A 15509-nucleotide genomic window follows, 5' to 3' on the forward strand; every position below is an offset into this window, starting at 1 on the left:
TTTTCCTATGATGCCCAATTTGATAGACAAAATCGGCGATTGGAATCCGCAACTCTTGCGGGAATTCAAAGGACGCCTGAAGTTTTTTAATGTAGCGATCGCAGTTGCAACATCCTTACTACTGCAAGTGGTAGTTTTTTTATATCAGTTACGGGAATTTCCCAACGATAGATACTCGCTAAATGAAAAATATTGTCGTTTGACTCAAGTATATCAACAGCAAGAACAACAGGCTTTCCAAAATGCTGACTTCAATGATTTAATTTCAAAGAATATTTGCCCTCAAAACCAAATTGATTGGCAGTTGTGGTGGCGAGATCATTGGGAATATATATTCTTAACGTTTAGTGTAATTTTTATATTTACACTAATAGTTGCAGGAACTTTTTTGCTAATCAACGATTTAGGCAAAGAAGAAACTCGCGGCACACTGAATTTTATCCGTCTCAGTCCCCAATCAGAAACAACTATATTGACTGGCAAATTGCTAGGAGTTCCGAGCTTAATTTATCTCATCATCTTACCAGCAATTCCTTTACATTTGTGGGCAGGGCGTTCTGCCAATATTGCCTTTAGTTACATTTTGAGTTACTACGCAATTCTTGCTGCTAGCTGTATTTTCTTCTATAGCGCAGCACTACTATTTGGCTTACTGAGTCGTTGGTTTAGCGGTTTTCAGCCTTGGTTGGGTAGTGGTGCAGTTTTCATTTTTCTCTGCACAACAATGGGGCTGGCATCATCTTACAACACTTTAAATAATTCAAATGCTTGGTTTAGACTTTTTAATCCTTGGGATACAACTAATTATCTATTTCCTAACTTGTTCCATCTATCTAATGGTTCTCCCCTGAAATACTGGCAGTTTTTCTATTTACCATTAGGGACAAGTGTTGTTAGCGTCATTGGTTTCCACTTACTGAACTTTGGAGTGTGTAGTTACGGAATTTTGCAAGCTCTTAAACGTTGCTTCCGCAATCCCCAAGCTTTAATAATCAGCAAGAAGCAAAGTTATTTACTAGTAGCATTATGCCAGTTAATGATGTGGGGATTTACCCTACAAATTGCTAACAATAATTTTAAATTGGATGAGCAAGTTAGGGACAATTTCGTTTTGCTGGGACTGTACAACTTGGTGTTGATTTTAAGTTTAATTGCAGTTCTTTCTCCTCACCGTCAATATGTACAAGATTGGGCAAGATATCGACATCAAGGAGTTTCTAGCCATAAGAGTGTTTGGCAGGATCTAATTTGGGACGAAAAAAGCCCTGCATTGGTGGCGATCGCTATTAATCTGACAATTGTTACTATCCCCTGGCTAGTTTGGATTTCACTTACATCTGTTTTTGATGCAAACGATCGCCAAACTTGGCTGAGTAACGATATTGACAGGCTTAAAGTACTTTTAGGTATAGGTTTGTCTATCAGCTTAATGATGATTTACGCTACCATCGTCCAATTAATACTTTTGCTAAAAACTCCCAAGCGTTCTTTCTGGGCAATTGGGACTTTAAGTGCTGTAATCTTTTTACCAGCGATGATTTTACAATTTATCGACATTCCCCCATCGAAATATCCTACTGTGTGGTTATTTTCAACTTTTCCTTGGGCAGCTATAGAATACTCTGGGACGACAACAATTTTTATGGCAATCCTAGCTGAGTTGAGTGTTCTAGCGTTCTTAAACTTCCAGTTGACAAGGCGCGTGAGATTAGCAGGTGAATCTGCTACGAAAGCATTATTGGCAGGACGTTAAATTAGATGCCCGACTTCTTAAAGAAGTTGGGCATCTAACATCGTTAAAATTTGAAAATCATGTTAAATATCCTTACTCAAGACTTACGCGATACAGCTATCCAGTTTTTAGAACAAAGCCCCCCACAGCGTCTACAAACTCTTAAGCAACTGGGCATAGCTCGTTATGAATTTTTAACAAAAATACGACTAAATGAAGCAAATATCATCTGTATGATCCGGTTTTTTAAATATCCAAGCCAGCTAAAATTTCCTAATCTTATCGGAGCAGATTTATCTGGTTTAATTTTAGATGGGGTAAACTTAATTCGAGGAAACTTATCAGGCGCAAATCTACAAGGTAGTAGTTTAATCGATGCAGACCTATTATTTGTGAATTTTACGAAAGCTAACTTGATAAATGCAGATTTACGAGGTGCAACTCTTAACCAAACTATTTGGTTAGAGACTCTAGTAGATAAGTGTCAGCTGGGCGTAGGTACTGGTTTAAATCATTTGCAACGTCAAGATTTACAACGACGCGGAGCTAAATTCAATTCTTGACAAAATGGTAATTAAAACACACAAAATTATAAGATTATTAAATTGAAGATTCACCTGGATAAGTTAATGAGTATTAAGTTGCCCCAAAAATTGATGTTGCTGGGTTCAGGAGAACTAGGCAAAGAATTTGCGATCGCTGCTCAACGTCTTGGTAATTATGTGATTGCCGTTGACCGCTACGCCAATGCTCCAGCGATGCAAGTTGCTGATGCTTATGAAGTTATTTCTATGCTCAGTGCTGATGATTTAGAAGCTGTAGTGACAAAACATCAGCCAGATATTATTATACCAGAAATTGAAGCAATCAGAACAGAAAAACTGATCGAATTTGAGCAGCGAGGGATTACAGTTATACCAACTGCGGCTGCCACTAACTATACAATGAACCGCGATAGAATTCGGGAACTGGCACATGAACAATTAGGCATCAGAACGGCTAAATATGGTTATGCAACAACTCTAGAAGAATTGATTGCAGTTTCTGATAAAATTGGGTTTAGTAATGTTGTTAAACCTGTGATGTCATCCTCCGGTAAAGGTCAGTCTGTAGTGCAGAAGAAGACCGAGGTTGAGAGGGCTTGGAATTATGCGATCGCTAATTCTAGAGGAGACAGTCAAAAAGTCATCGTAGAAGAATTTATTAACTTTGAAATTGAGATAACTTTACTAACAATTAAACAGTGGAATGCACCCACTATTTTCTGTTCTCCTATTGGTCATCGTCAAGAACGAGGAGATTATCAAGAATCGTGGCAACCCGCAGAAATTTCTGAAGATAAAATATTAAAAGCTCAAGAAATAGCCATAAAAGTCACTGATGCGTTAGGAGGAGCCGGAATTTTTGGTGTTGAATTTTTCATTACCAAAGAAGAAGTGATTTTTTCTGAACTTTCTCCCAGACCTCACGATACGGGAATGGTGACATTAATCTCACAAAATATCAATGAATTTGAACTACATTTAAGAGCTATTTTAGACTTACCAATTCCTCATATACAACAGCTAGGAGCATCAGCCAGTGCGGTAATTTTAGCTTCAAAAGAATCTGAGTCTATTGCTTTTGCTGGTGTAGCCGATGCTTTGTCAGAAAAAGATGTAGATATTAGATTATTTGGTAAACCTAATGCTCATCCATATCGGCGAATGGGCGTAGCTTTAGCGAAGGGTGTGAATGTCGAAGAGGCTAGGGAAAAAGCTACTAGAGCCGCAAGTAAAATCACAATTAATTGATAGATTTTATTACAAATAATCACCCGTAATTGATATAATCCCACTTAAAAAGCTTGTCGTTCGCTTTGTGTGTGAGGAAGATTTTTGGAAAACAAAAACCGCTCATTATTAAAGCACAATGGATGAAAATTTTCGCGATCGCGCGGCTGATGCTATAAAACCTCACCCTCAATCCCTCTCCTTATTATTGTCGCGGTCAGCCAGAGGTAGGGTGAAGTTTTATATTTAACTTGATCCACTTACTTACTTAGTACTTACGCAAAAAAACTCTCTTTCCTCTTATTCCTCCGTGGCCTCTGCGTCCTAATAAGGTTCGATTTTCCGTTCCTTGTGCGTAAGTCCTGTTACCGTTTGATTCATGTATGTTAAAATCCTAAATCTACGGCAATGCGATGGGCGCAAGCAAACCCAGAAAAAGCTACTGCATTCAACCCTTGACCCGGAAAGGTACTATCCCCTACACAATAAAGTCCTGGAATAGCTGTGCGATTAAAGGGCATATTTAATAACCCCCACAACTTGCGCCGGGGAATTGGCCCATAAGTGCCATCCTGACGACCCAAAAAGCGGCGATGGGTGCGCGGTGTCCCCACTTCCAGATAATCCAATCCAGCATCTAATCCGGGAAAAATCTTCTCTAGGCGGTCAATAATTCGCCAAGCCGCCTCTTCTTTCTTCGCTTCGTACTCACTCACAGAAAGTTTTTGCCAATCATCAATCCAGTCAGGCGTAAAGGCGTGAATGATGTGATATCCACTTGGTGCTAAATCTGGGTCAAGCAATGTGGGAATCGAAACAAAAACTGTGCCTTCTGCTGCCGTCATCTTTTCCCAATCTTCCAGCAAAATATGGTGACACTCTGTCCCCGCAGCTAAAACTGACTCCTTTACCCCGATGTGCAAACTCAAGAAGCTTGGAGATTTTTGATAATTTTCTTGCCATTTCTTCTCATTATCTGGCATTTCTTCTGCTGGTAATAATTGTTCAAATGTATCCCAGCGTGTAGCATTAGAAACTATGCGTTTACCCCGATATACTTTACCATTACCCAGTTGCACACCTACCGCTTTTCCCTGTTCTATAAGAATTTTCGTAACTCTAGCTTGGTACTCAATCTTACCTCCAGCCTTTTCTAAACCTTCCACCAGTTTTTGGGCAATTTGTCCCACCCCGCCTTTAGGATAGTTAACTCCGCCATAATGCCTGTCAGAAAAGACCATCCCAGCATTAATCATTGGTGTCATGTCTGATGGAACCACCGACCAGCAATAACACTCCATATCGATAAATTTCAATAATTCCGGGTCTTTAATGTAGCGTCTGGCAAAATCCCCGGCATTTTGGGGTAGATACTTAGCTAAACCAAGACACGCCAAAGGATGTTGGAAAAATACGCGTAGTAAATACCGAGGTTCTTCCAGCGACAGCAAATCCATCCTGTTGAGGCACTTGAATACTTTTTGGCATTCGTCATAAAAGCGACGAATGCCGATTTCTTCATGGGGAAAATGAGCAATAAGATTTTGCAAAAATTTTTCATAAACCCGGTCAACCTTCAGGTTTAAACCTTGGGGTAGATGATAGTGAATCTGCACCGGATCTGCGATCGCTTCTTGGTTAACATTCACAGCTGACAAAGCGCGGGTGAGTAAATTAGTAGTCCCGTTCTCTCCCAGCCCAAAAATCATCGATGCGCCAACATCAAATCGATAGCCTTGGCGTTCAAAATAACCAGCGCTACCACCTGGAATCAAATAACGTTCCAGTACCAGCACTTTTGCTCCCTTCGCTGCTAACTGTGTCGCTGTTACTAAGCCGCCAATCCCAGACCCAATCACGATCGCATCATTTGTCATTTGTCATTTGTCCTTTGTCCTTTGTCCTTTGTCCCTTGTCCAATGTCTAGAGTCAATCAATATTTACTAATGACCAATGACTAATCAAAAAAAAGAGGGACGAGCCTGCTGTTGCTGGCTAATCCCGTCTGCCGATCCTTAAAAGAGAGGAGAACACTGGATAACAATATAGCCTTAGTTAAGAATTAATGTCAACTATTAATGAAATATTTTATCAATAAAATTGACAGCGTTAATTATCATATATCGGCCGGATGCAGGAAAGAGTATTATGGTGTTTTCAGTTCTTATACAATAAAAAAGCCCCTATTTCTGGCTATGACGCTACAATTGCGCGTTTATGTTCCACCCCATCCCCTGATAAAACACTGGCTGGCAGTTGCCCGTGATGCAGGCACACCTTCAGTATTATTTCGCAGTGCAATGACTGAGTTAGGAAGATGGCTGACTTATGAAGCTGCGCGAGACTGGTTGCCAACCCAAGAAACGACGGTGCAGAGTCCCTTGGATACGTGTCTAGCAACTGTGATTGATCCGCAGATACCAGTAGCAGTAGTACCGATTCTGCGGGCTGGACTAGGATTACTTGAGGGAGCGCAGACTTTACTGCCTTTAGCATCGATTTATCATCTTGGTTTGGCGCGAGACGAAGAGACACTGCAACCTCATTGTTATCTGAACAAGTTACCAGAAAAATTTGCCCCCCAAACACGAGTGTTAATTACCGATCCAATGTTGGCAACAGGAGGGTCGATGATGGCGGCAATGGCAGAATTGACACAACGGGGTGCCGATCCAGCCTTGACCCGGATTGTTTGCGTAGTGGCGGCTGCACCAGCTTTACAAAAACTGAGCGTAGCTTATCCAGGTTTAATAATTTACACAGCGACTATTGACGAAAAACTTAATAACAAGGGGTATATTGTACCGGGATTGGGAGATGCAGGCGATCGCATCTTTGGGACTTAAGCTAGTATGCAGCTAGGGCAGGAAAATAGCATAACTACTGTAAAAGTTGCAAGGTTTGTTGAAGGCGGTAATATGAGTCAACGAGATGGTTTTGGCAGTGGTTTTGTAGCAGGGGCGTTTGTCGGTGGCGTATTTGGCGGTGTTATCGGCGCACTGATTGCTTCTCGACGCAATCCAGAATTGCTAACAGAGGAGGAGACAGAACTGACAGATAGCCAAGTCGAAGCGAAGAAAATAGCAGCAAAGCGGCGTCAGATGAAAGCCTCAGAAAGCGAGAACATCGGTATAGAAACGGCTAGGCGATCGCTAGAAGATAAAATTGCCCAGCTAAATGCCACAATTGATGATGTGCGAAAGCAATTGGGTAACGTGAATAGCAGTTCACCCCAAGCAACTAATGACCGCTCCCTCACTAAAGACTCCTGAATTTTGCTTAGGCGTGGTAAAAATGTCAAGTATGGTAAGTGCTAAATCCGCAAACATCATGACATGGACTAAATTAAAATTAAAAGATAAGACCGCGTTTGACACTTAGTAGGAAACAAAGCTATCCATGAGTTTACTGATTACGACACTAGTTACCTTTGTCACCTTTTATAGCTATTTGCTACTTATCCGGGTTTTGTTGACCTGGTTTCCGCAAATCAGTTGGTATAATCAGCCATTTGCTGCTTTAGCCCAGATAACCGACCCTTATTTGAATCTATTCCGCTCAATTATTCCCCCATTGGGCGGTATGGATTTTTCTCCGATCTTAGCTTTCTTCGCGCTAAACTTAGCTGGTGGCTTTCTCAGAGCCATTCCTTATTAATTAGCCTGCCATTTATTTGTACAGGAATTTTGATTAGTACTCGAATAAAAAAAATTGTAGACACGCCAATCGTGAAAGCGTCTCTACAATTTTTTTATAGGGAGAAACGGTATTCACACGGGAGAAAATACTCTAATCAAAGAAACCTAACAAATGTCGAGGGTGCTAAAGTACCGCGTCTTTTTCTCCTGCTTGAAAGCCAGAGGGTTCCTAAAGTCCCGTGAGGTTTTATGAAACAAATCAAAGATAAAATTAAAAATAAATTAGAGCGACTATTTGAACAACGGTTAGTACCTCGTTTGGTACAATGGGGAGAATACCTAGAAACCAAAATCAGGCGCTACAAGCATCAAGAACTAAAGAGTCAATTAAAATTTTGTGGCTCAGGTCTAAGATTTAAGCGAGATATTAGAATTGACCATCCGCAAAATGTCTCTCTGGGAAATAAAGTCTACATCGGACCCGATGTCTTATTAGATGGACGTGGTGGAATCACAATTGGCGACAACACCACACTTGGATTTAACGTTGTTATCCTTTCAGCAAACCACGACTATCAAAGTAATGAGTTGCCATATCAACATAATATCTACATTCATAAACCTGTTGTTATCGGTCGCAATGTTTGGATTGGCGGAAATGTCCTAATTGTTCCAGGAGTTTCCATTGGAGATGGGGCAATTGTGGCGGCTGGTACGGTTGTAACTGCTAATGTTGAACCTTTAGCAATTGTTGGAAATCAACCTATGAGAACAATTAAATACCGCGACAAACAACATTATGAACAACTGGCGAATAAGCAAGATCAGGATAATTCGTAATTCGGAATTCGGAATTCGTAATTTGTAATTATTACATGATAGTAGGGTGGGCATTTTTTCCCCACCCTATTTGACTAAATCAGTGCTGGTGTATTTGCACGCTTAACTTGAGGTGTTGCAATCATCCGCATTCCTGCGGGTGTGGCTATAGTTAACCCACGGCGCACAGGATGCACAGGACGTTTGTTCGCTAGCGATACTTGAAATTCTGACAAAATAGTTGCCAAGACGATTTTCATTTCATACTGGGCAAATGCCATGCCAATACAGCGACGATTACCGCCACCAAAGGGGAAATATTCATAAGGTGAATATTGTCTTTCTAAAAAGCGTTCTGGTTTGAACTGCTTTGATTGTGGGTAAACTTCTTCTCGATGATGCGCTAAATAAATACTGGGAACTATTGCTGTCCCTTGTGGCAGTTCGTAACCCATAATTTTAATTGGGGTCTTCACAACCCGCACGAAAGCAGTCATGGCAATTGGGTAAATTCGCAATGTTTCTTGGCACACTGCTGTCAAATACGGCAATTTAGCTACACTACTCAAATCGGGGTTAACTCCAATGGTGTTGAGTTCCTGTAGCAACTTTTCACGCACCTCTGGTAAATGGTCAATCCAGTAAAAAGCCCATGTCAAGGCAGAAGCGGTAGTTTCATGTCCCGCAACTAGCAGTGTCATTAACTCATCGTGTAATTCTTCATCTGACATCCCTTGACCATCGTCATAACGGGCTGCCATCATCAAACTCAGGATATCTTGAGGATTTTGATCGGATTGAGCCCGACGTTCTCGAAGCAAAGCATAAATAAGTTGATCAATTTTTTGCCGTTGTTGCAGAATCCGGCCCCACGGACTCCACGCACCGAAATCCTTTTGGATGAACCGGAAAAAGAAGGCGCTAGACATTACAGGCGAACTGATGAAGTTTAGTAAGTCACTTAGCGATCGCCTCAGTGACTCAAAAAGCTCTCCCTCATTTAAACCAAATACAACCCGCAGGATAACACGCAAGGTGATTTCTTGCATCGACTCGCGGATATTAAAAGGCTTGCCAATTTGCCATTGATTACTCACTTGTCGGGTTATTTTTTGGATATCCTGACCATAAGCCCGCATCCTTTCGCCATGAAATGGAGGAGTTAGTAGTTGCCGTTGACGCTGGTGGCGATCGCCATCCGCTAACATAAAGGAGCGATCGCCAAGCAAAAATTTTAGTCCTATGTTCCCCCTCCCAACCTCAAAATGTCTGGAATCAGCAGTAAAAATCTGCTCAAGCGCTTGGGGTTGACTAAAATACACAATATGGTTATCAGAGCGACTACTCCTGATCGTAAAAGTGTCACCATAGATTTTCGCAAAATCATCCACATATTTTATAGGCTGACCAATAAACTTGATCATCCGCAGCCAGCGCGGCATTTGAGGCCCATCAGGCAAATTGTAAGTTGCTGTCATCGGAGTTTGGGGAATTGATGGCTTCTAAATTTTATTATTACGAGTTTTCATGTTCTTGAGGGTCACATAAAGCGGTATATTCTTGTAATAGCAAGTTAAAAAATGATTTCGACAAATGGAGCGCCCAAACCGATTACCACTAGCTCTTTGATAATCCAAAATCCAAAATCTAAAATCTAAAATGGTATAAGGCCGCATCGGAAGCAAGCAGTGCCAAAAATCATCGCTATTCTCAACGGTAAAGGAGGAGTCGGTAAAACGACCACCGCAGTCAATCTGGCTGCAAACTTTGCGAAGGAAAAAAAGGTACTGTTGATTGACGCAGATATTCAAGGTTCTGCCAGTTGGTGGTTCGGGCGCAGTCAGCAGGGAATGGGATTTGATTTATCTCAAGAAACAGATCCCACACTTTTAGGTGATTTACAAAAGATAACAGGTTACGATTTAGTAGTAGTAGATACGCCTCCCGCCCTTCGCTCTGAAGCATTAGTGGCGGTAGTTGCGATCGCAGATTATCTAGTTTTGCCTACACCCCCAGCCGCAATGGATTTAGCTATCCTCGTGGAAACAGTCAAGGAAGCCGTCATCCCCGTGGGAACTCCCCATCGGGTACTGCTTACCAAAGTGGATACGCGCAGTATGGGGGAAGCACTAGAAGCAAAAAACACTCTGACTCGATTAGGTATTCCTGCTTGTAATACCTTTATCCGTGCTTATAAGGCTCATGAAAGAGCGGCACTTGAGGGTGTAGCGATTAGTCAATGGCGAGGAAGTAATGCACGGGAGGCGGAGTTAGACTACCGCCGTGCAGCTGATGAATTACAGCGTGATTGGAGAAAATAATAATGTCTAAGAAACAAAGTCTCTCTGACTTACTACAAGAAGAGGCGCAAAAATTTACACCCTCAGAAGGCGAATCTGCGATCGAAATTACAGCAGAAGAAATTGCCGAAGAACAGGCTTCATCAGATGAAGAATCTTCAGGACAAACACCTGAGGCAAATTCTATTAAGCGCACAAGCCCAACTAAGGCTGATTTAGAAGCAACTATCAAAGAATTGACCACTAATCTAGAAAAAAGCCAAGAAAATGAAGCATCTCTTGGGCAGGAAATTGCTGATTTGCAATCAAAATTATCTAAACAAAAAACATTAGCATCGGAACAAAAATCATTAGTACAACAGGTAGCAAAAGAACTTGACGAAACCAAAAAAACAGCACTACAACTAGCAGAAGCGAATTCCCAGCTTATAGAAGAAATTAATGCTTTAAAACAAACAGCAGAAGATAATTCTAAACTTGCTGTAGCTGTAAAAGAGACTAGTGCTATAAAACCCGTAAAAGAACACTACAATCCATATAACTACAAAAAATCACATCTTTCATCAGAAAGACTAGCTCCAAATCAACCAGATGAGTATGCTGGTAGTGTTGTAAAAGAAACTAGTGCTATAAAACCAGTAAAAGACCACTACAATCCACTTAACTACAAAAAATCACATCGGTCATCGCAACCACTAGCTCAAAATCAACCACAAAATCAACCAAATGAGTATCCTGAGAGTTCTAATGAGATGTGGTTACTTGACTAGTACAGCTTGGCGCAAATCCAGCTAGCCACGATTAACCAGACAAGGGGATTTTGCCCCTTGTCAAAGGTAGGCAAACTTCCGCCACAGTATACCCTCGTATCAATGCAGCCATTGTAGAACCGTTTTGGATAGAGATCGCAACGCGGCACTGAATATATTGGCTCTTGGTTTAAGTAGGGTAGGGCATACGCAAACTCAATACGCCTGTGGAGAGATCGACCTCTGCCAACTAGATGCAAGTCTAGTTGGTAAGTTGTCTCATTGAATCAAGAATCTCAGTCGCTTCAGCGCTGAGAGTGTCAAATCCAATGCGGTAAACGCGTAGACGTAAAGCGGCTTGTCGTCAGACATCGCCGGCTTTCAAATTTCTCAAAAATTGAATTGCTAAATAATCCAACGCGGGAAACATTAATTTACTTAATGGTGAACCACCCGCCAACCCAGCACTGTCAATTAACACCAGCTTTTTTACTACTTCTGGGTAAGTCAGCGCCAAATCAATTGCAGTTGCGCCCCCCATCGAAGCGCCCACCAAAATTACAGGTTGGTTAATCAGGCTTTTCCAGAAATAATAAAGATGGGTTTTAATCGCAGTTGGGCTATAGGCAATTCCTGAGAGTCTATCTGTAAACCCAAAACCCAACAAATCCACTAAGTAGGTAGGCAAGATAAAACCAAACTATGTAACGAAAAGTAAAATCTCTGTATTTGGCTCGTAGTTGCGCCCTCTTGCGCTTTAGCGCAACTACGAGCCAGTGATGATTATTTGCGCCCACTTACTTACCCACATTTCATTATCTCTAGATAGTAGTGGCAAAAGCCGCCGAAATTCTAATACAGAACTATCAAAGCCGTGAATTAATAAAATAGGAGTTCCACCACTCCCTTGCTTGACATAGGTTGTGTTAACTGGTTGATTAATTAAAGGAGTAGCGATGTCTGACGACAAGCCGCTTTGCGTCTACGCAGTTGTTTAGATACTTTGAGCTAGTGCGATCGAGGCAGATTCTGTCAATTGCCCAACAGATGTCGGAAAAAAATTTGGAAACATAAATTTCAGTTTATCGTACTAGCTTGCTTCGACGCATCGCTGATTTTGTTAAACAACAAAATTACACAAACTAATACCTCAAGTATTAATTGTAATATATAAAATAAAGTCCAGCGACTATCAAAACATTTTAACTCCCAACTCCCAACTCCTAACTCCTAACTCCTAACTCCCGACTCCCGACTCCCCTATAAAATTATGGCATCAAAGAAAGTTTACCAAAATGTCAAAATTGGGACTAAAGCCACGTACAATTAAAATCGCCTATCCCTTAATCCAGGAGCTAATGCCATGCCAATGGCCGTTGGCGTAATTGAAACTTTAGGTTTTCCTAGTGTCTTAGCAGCAGCAGATGCAATGGTCAAAGCTGCCGCAGTCACAATTGTGTATTATGGTCAAGCGGAAAGCGCTCGCTTGTTAGTCGCCGTCCGGGGACACGTTTCTGAAGTAAATAGAGCTGTTGAAGCCGGAATCGCAGCTGGAGAGGAAGTTAAAGTTGGTGCAGTAATTACCTACTACATAGTTCCCAATCCCCCAGAAAATGTGGAAACCATATTACCAATCCATTTCACCGAAGAATCAGAACCATTCCGCATGTTCTAAGCAATTTTGCTATCAAAATCTGTAGCGAAGCTTCGTACAATTAACTGGTAGTCCCCATATCGTTTATTCATACAGGAGATTAATAATGTCATTACAGGCAGTTGGAGCACTTGAAACGAAAGGTTTCCCTGCGGTGCTAGCAGCAGCAGATGCTATGGTAAAAGCTGGTCGAGTCACCCTCGTTGGTTATATCAGAGTCGGTAGTGCTCGCTTTACAGTTAATATTCGTGGCGATGTTTCTGAAGTAAAAGCCGCTATGGCTGCCGGTATTGAAGCCGCAGAAAATGTTTATGGCGGTACACTTGAATCCTGGGTAATTATTGCTCGTCCCCATGAAAACGTTGAAGCTGTTCTGCCAATTGGTTACACAGAACAAGTCCAAGGGTATCGAGAATCTGTAGAAAATCCCATTGTCAGATCCAACAGTCGATAGATTCAACCTCCTGTGGGGGAATTCAAAACAAAAAATTCCCATAAATGAATTTAAAGAGAAGTTTATTGTCAAACTTCTGACTATCAAAACTTTAGAGGATTGCAAACTTTTCTATTTTTAGATTTTGCATAAGTTGAATTTTGAAGCAGAGGGAAAGCAACAGTCAAAGTCAATAGTCAAAATCAATATTGACTGTTGACTATTGATTTTTGAGAATGTAAAAGTTGTAAAATAACTTGCCAATATTAAAGGCACAGTTGTGGGTGAAGCTAGTTTATAAAGGATAAATTGACCTATCAATCCCTACTATCCAGAATAGCGTAGGGGTAGACCGTCGTAGACATCGCCATCGGGTATACTGGGTCTGATTCCACGCTATAGCGATAGTATTTATTGAAGAATTAATTAATTTAAGGTTTATACAACGGGTTACCAAACATGCTCTTAAGCGCTTTTGTACGTATATACACTTAATAAAACCAAAACGTGTTCCTAAATTTAACTTAATATAATCCTAATGGTTTCCACGTACTTACTTTATTCTGGGAAACCCGTCCACACCAGGGCTGCCCCATGAGCGATGGCGTGGGTTTAGAGGATCTTCTGGGGGGGCGAAATATCACCAACACCAAGCATATTGAGATTTAACTAAGTATTTTTCTACGTAAGGGCTTGTAGAGCCTTGAAATTTATACGTGTGAAATTCGCCTGACATTGAGTTAAATTAGATTCGTTCCTCGGCTCAGTTAGAAAATGTTCAGATTTCCTCAACCCATCTTGTGCAAAGGTTTATCCCTACCACTGTAGGCAGATTTCTATTCTCAGTGAGAAAACATAACTTTACAAAAAGGTTAAAATAAAAAATAGCCCCAAAAGCTTCAGAAGTAAGGCTTTGGGGCATTTTGGAATTGTAAGCAAAATATCAATATATAAATTTCTGCATAATTCTAGTGAATTAAGACGTAATAAAAGTGGAATCACTGAGCTATTTTCATGAGACTCATGAAATTCAGGCAAGTTGCCAGTTAAACAATTAGGTGGGACGAATGGGGGTTGTGATGCAAACTTCAAAATTGAGTTTCGAGGAACGCAATCTCACTATGACAACAGATGTGGAACAACTAGCTCTAAATTGGGGAAAGCGCTTGGCTGCGGAATGTCCAGAGCAAAATGAAGCTGCTAGAGAAAGCATTATTCTCTGGCTGTTGGGATCTGACTCAAAGCGGTTTGATCTGTTTAACCCTAAAGAATTCGATATCGCCAAGCAAGCGATGGAATATCGCTGGAGAATTTTACGTCAACGCTATTTGGGGCTAGGGCGAGAACGTGCTTATCGCAACTTGATAATGCGATTGGGGAGTTTAGTAACATTACGGAATAAAATTCAGACTTGGGTTGCCCTAAGCCGCGATCGCCAGCGTAGCGTCATGGATGTGTTACAAGAAGTACTCCAAGAATTACTGCAAAGTGACAGCCACATGCAACAGCAAATGGCTGATATTGCTAAATATACAACTGATAGACGATTGGGGGATGCTCTGCTATTTGCCAGTGTAGAAGAATATTGTCTGCGGCCAGTCCGCAATCAACCCCTATTAGCTTATCGGTTTGTAAATTACTTGCGTCGCACTCAGCGCGGTGGCTTAACCCAAGTGCCGGGTCGTGACTTGATTAGACTGGTGTCAGAAGAAGTTCTTACAGACGACAGTGACAATCGAGTTAACTTAGTCGATAGTCAGGCGATCGCAGAATATATTGAAGCACAACAGCTAGAGGAACAACTTGGCCTGCGTCAGTCAGTACAAAAAGAATTTGAAAATTATTTACAAGAAAATCTAGGAACAGACGCAGTAGACTGGCTAAGACTGTATTTACAAGGTAAATCCCAAGAAGAGATCGCCCACAAATTAAATAAGCAGACTAAAGAAGTATACCGTCTGCGAGAAAAAATTAGTTACCACGCTGTGCGTGTTTTTGCCCTTAAAGGTAAACCAGAGCTAGTAGAGAATTGGCTCTCAATTTCCTTGCAAGAACATAACTTGGGTTTAACCCAAAATCAATGGCAGCAACTTGATGAAAAATTGACTCCTCTGGAGCGCCAGATTCTAGATTTGCGGAGAACAGGTAACTCAATAGAAGCAATAGGCCAACAGTTAAAACTCAAAACCCATCAAGTACTAGGTGAATGGACAAAAATCTATCTTGCAGCCCAAGCTTTAAGAACCCAGGAGTAGCCTATGAGGTATTTAGTTGCTCAATTAAGGTGGTGTACCAAAGTAGAAGATGGGGAGCAGGGGAGAATTCATAGTAAGTTCATCCCCCTCATGCCTCAGTTACTATAGACCTTTAGAAGGTAGAAGCAGAAGGAACCACGCCCAAAAGCATGAGATT

General features: G+C 41.3%; 15 protein-coding genes and 1 pseudogene. 12 read left to right on the forward strand and 4 right to left on the reverse strand.

Annotation, left to right across the window (positions count from 1 at the left end):
- Positions 1-7: 7 nt before the first annotated feature.
- From V7K32_RS05455 to purT, 3 genes are all read left to right on the forward strand, one after another.
- Positions 8-1753, forward strand: a complete 1746-nt coding sequence (locus tag V7K32_RS05455) for an ABC transporter permease (protein ID WP_334991011.1) — start codon at positions 8-10, stop codon at positions 1751-1753.
- A 59-nt stretch (positions 1754-1812) separates the two neighbouring features.
- On the forward strand, positions 1813-2295 hold the full coding sequence (locus tag V7K32_RS05460) for a pentapeptide repeat-containing protein (protein ID WP_334991013.1): 483 nt from the start codon (positions 1813-1815) through the stop codon (positions 2293-2295).
- 66 nt (positions 2296-2361) lie between these two features.
- Entirely contained in the window at positions 2362-3525 is a 1164-nt protein-coding gene (gene purT / locus V7K32_RS05465; protein ID WP_334991015.1) for a formate-dependent phosphoribosylglycinamide formyltransferase, read from the forward strand.
- 365 nt (positions 3526-3890) lie between these two features.
- Here purT and crtH read toward each other — a convergent pair whose 3' ends face one another.
- The gene (gene crtH, locus V7K32_RS05470; protein WP_334991017.1) at positions 3891-5381 is read right to left on the reverse strand and encodes a carotenoid isomerase; all 1491 of its coding nucleotides are present in this window, start codon (positions 5379-5381) and stop codon (positions 3891-3893) included.
- Positions 5382-5699: 318 nt separating this feature from the next.
- Here crtH and upp point away from each other — a divergent pair, with 318 nt between their 5' ends.
- The 4 genes from upp (at position 5700) to V7K32_RS05490 (ending at position 7982) form a co-directional block, all read left to right on the forward strand.
- A complete protein-coding gene (gene upp / locus V7K32_RS05475) occupies positions 5700-6350 on the forward strand; it encodes a uracil phosphoribosyltransferase (RefSeq protein ID WP_334991019.1) in 651 nt (216 codons plus the stop codon).
- 72 nt (positions 6351-6422) lie between these two features.
- Positions 6423-6776, forward strand: a complete 354-nt coding sequence (locus tag V7K32_RS05480) for a hypothetical protein (protein WP_334991195.1) — start codon at positions 6423-6425, stop codon at positions 6774-6776.
- 127 nt (positions 6777-6903) lie between these two features.
- Positions 6904-7161: a YggT family protein gene (locus V7K32_RS05485; protein ID WP_334991021.1), complete on the forward strand. Its 258-nt coding sequence runs from the start codon at positions 6904-6906 to the stop codon at positions 7159-7161.
- Between the two features lie 230 nt (positions 7162-7391).
- Entirely contained in the window at positions 7392-7982 is a 591-nt protein-coding gene (locus V7K32_RS05490; RefSeq protein WP_334991022.1) for an acyltransferase, read from the forward strand.
- Positions 7983-8056: 74 nt separating this feature from the next.
- On the opposite strand, the gene V7K32_RS05495 is transcribed toward V7K32_RS05490, so the two are convergent.
- Positions 8057-9439: a cytochrome P450 gene (locus V7K32_RS05495; protein ID WP_334991024.1), complete on the reverse strand. Its 1383-nt coding sequence runs from the start codon at positions 9437-9439 to the stop codon at positions 8057-8059.
- Positions 9440-9649: 210 nt separating this feature from the next.
- On the opposite strand from V7K32_RS05495, the gene V7K32_RS05500 reads away from it, so the two are divergent.
- On the forward strand, positions 9650-10282 hold the full coding sequence (locus V7K32_RS05500; protein ID WP_334991026.1) for a ParA family protein: 633 nt from the start codon (positions 9650-9652) through the stop codon (positions 10280-10282).
- A gap of 2 nt (positions 10283-10284) precedes the next feature.
- Complete coding sequence (locus V7K32_RS05505) at positions 10285-11031, forward strand: hypothetical protein (RefSeq protein WP_334991028.1); 747 nt, start codon at positions 10285-10287, stop codon at positions 11029-11031.
- A gap of 349 nt (positions 11032-11380) precedes the next feature.
- Here the strand turns inward: V7K32_RS05505 and V7K32_RS05515 are convergent.
- Positions 11381-11680, reverse strand: a pseudogene (locus tag V7K32_RS05515) (alpha/beta fold hydrolase); the annotation flags it as partial.
- Between the two features lie 96 nt (positions 11681-11776).
- Positions 11777-11980: an alpha/beta fold hydrolase gene (locus V7K32_RS28665; protein WP_442938694.1), complete on the reverse strand. Its 204-nt coding sequence runs from the start codon at positions 11978-11980 to the stop codon at positions 11777-11779.
- A gap of 393 nt (positions 11981-12373) precedes the next feature.
- Between V7K32_RS28665 and V7K32_RS05525 the strand changes: the two genes are divergently transcribed.
- From V7K32_RS05525 to V7K32_RS05535, 3 genes are all read left to right on the forward strand, one after another.
- On the forward strand, positions 12374-12685 hold the full coding sequence (locus V7K32_RS05525) for a BMC domain-containing protein (protein ID WP_334862627.1): 312 nt from the start codon (positions 12374-12376) through the stop codon (positions 12683-12685).
- 85 nt (positions 12686-12770) lie between these two features.
- Positions 12771-13118: a carbon dioxide-concentrating mechanism protein CcmK gene (locus V7K32_RS05530; protein WP_229558895.1), complete on the forward strand. Its 348-nt coding sequence runs from the start codon at positions 12771-12773 to the stop codon at positions 13116-13118.
- A gap of 1046 nt (positions 13119-14164) precedes the next feature.
- The gene (locus V7K32_RS05535; protein WP_334991032.1) at positions 14165-15352 is read left to right on the forward strand and encodes a HetZ-related protein 2; all 1188 of its coding nucleotides are present in this window, start codon (positions 14165-14167) and stop codon (positions 15350-15352) included.
- Positions 15353-15509 lie beyond the last annotated feature (157 nt).

This window comes from Nostoc sp., assembly GCF_036917635.1.
Taxonomy (GTDB): Bacteria; Cyanobacteriota; Cyanobacteriia; order Cyanobacteriales; family Nostocaceae; genus Nostoc.

Bases quoted from the DNA above. Each gene is read 5' to 3' on its own strand.
- V7K32_RS05455 (WP_334991011.1), top strand. From the start codon at position 8: ATGATGCCCAATTTGATAGACAAAATCGGCGATTGGAATCCGCAACTC.
- V7K32_RS05460 (WP_334991013.1), top strand. From the start codon at position 1,813: ATGTTAAATATCCTTACTCAAGACTTACGCGATACAGCTATCCAGTTT.
- purT (WP_334991015.1), top strand. From the start codon at position 2,362: ATGAGTATTAAGTTGCCCCAAAAATTGATGTTGCTGGGTTCAGGAGAA.
- crtH (WP_334991017.1), bottom strand. From the start codon at position 5,381: ATGACAAATGATGCGATCGTGATTGGGTCTGGGATTGGCGGCTTAGTA.
- upp (WP_334991019.1), top strand. From the start codon at position 5,700: ATGACGCTACAATTGCGCGTTTATGTTCCACCCCATCCCCTGATAAAA.
- V7K32_RS05480 (WP_334991195.1), top strand. From the start codon at position 6,423: ATGAGTCAACGAGATGGTTTTGGCAGTGGTTTTGTAGCAGGGGCGTTT.
- V7K32_RS05485 (WP_334991021.1), top strand. From the start codon at position 6,904: ATGAGTTTACTGATTACGACACTAGTTACCTTTGTCACCTTTTATAGC.
- V7K32_RS05490 (WP_334991022.1), top strand. From the start codon at position 7,392: ATGAAACAAATCAAAGATAAAATTAAAAATAAATTAGAGCGACTATTT.
- V7K32_RS05495 (WP_334991024.1), bottom strand. From the start codon at position 9,439: ATGACAGCAACTTACAATTTGCCTGATGGGCCTCAAATGCCGCGCTGG.
- V7K32_RS05505 (WP_334991028.1), top strand. From the start codon at position 10,285: ATGTCTAAGAAACAAAGTCTCTCTGACTTACTACAAGAAGAGGCGCAA.
- V7K32_RS05525 (WP_334862627.1), top strand. From the start codon at position 12,374: ATGCCAATGGCCGTTGGCGTAATTGAAACTTTAGGTTTTCCTAGTGTC.
- V7K32_RS05530 (WP_229558895.1), top strand. From the start codon at position 12,771: ATGTCATTACAGGCAGTTGGAGCACTTGAAACGAAAGGTTTCCCTGCG.
- V7K32_RS05535 (WP_334991032.1), top strand. From the start codon at position 14,165: ATGGGGGTTGTGATGCAAACTTCAAAATTGAGTTTCGAGGAACGCAAT.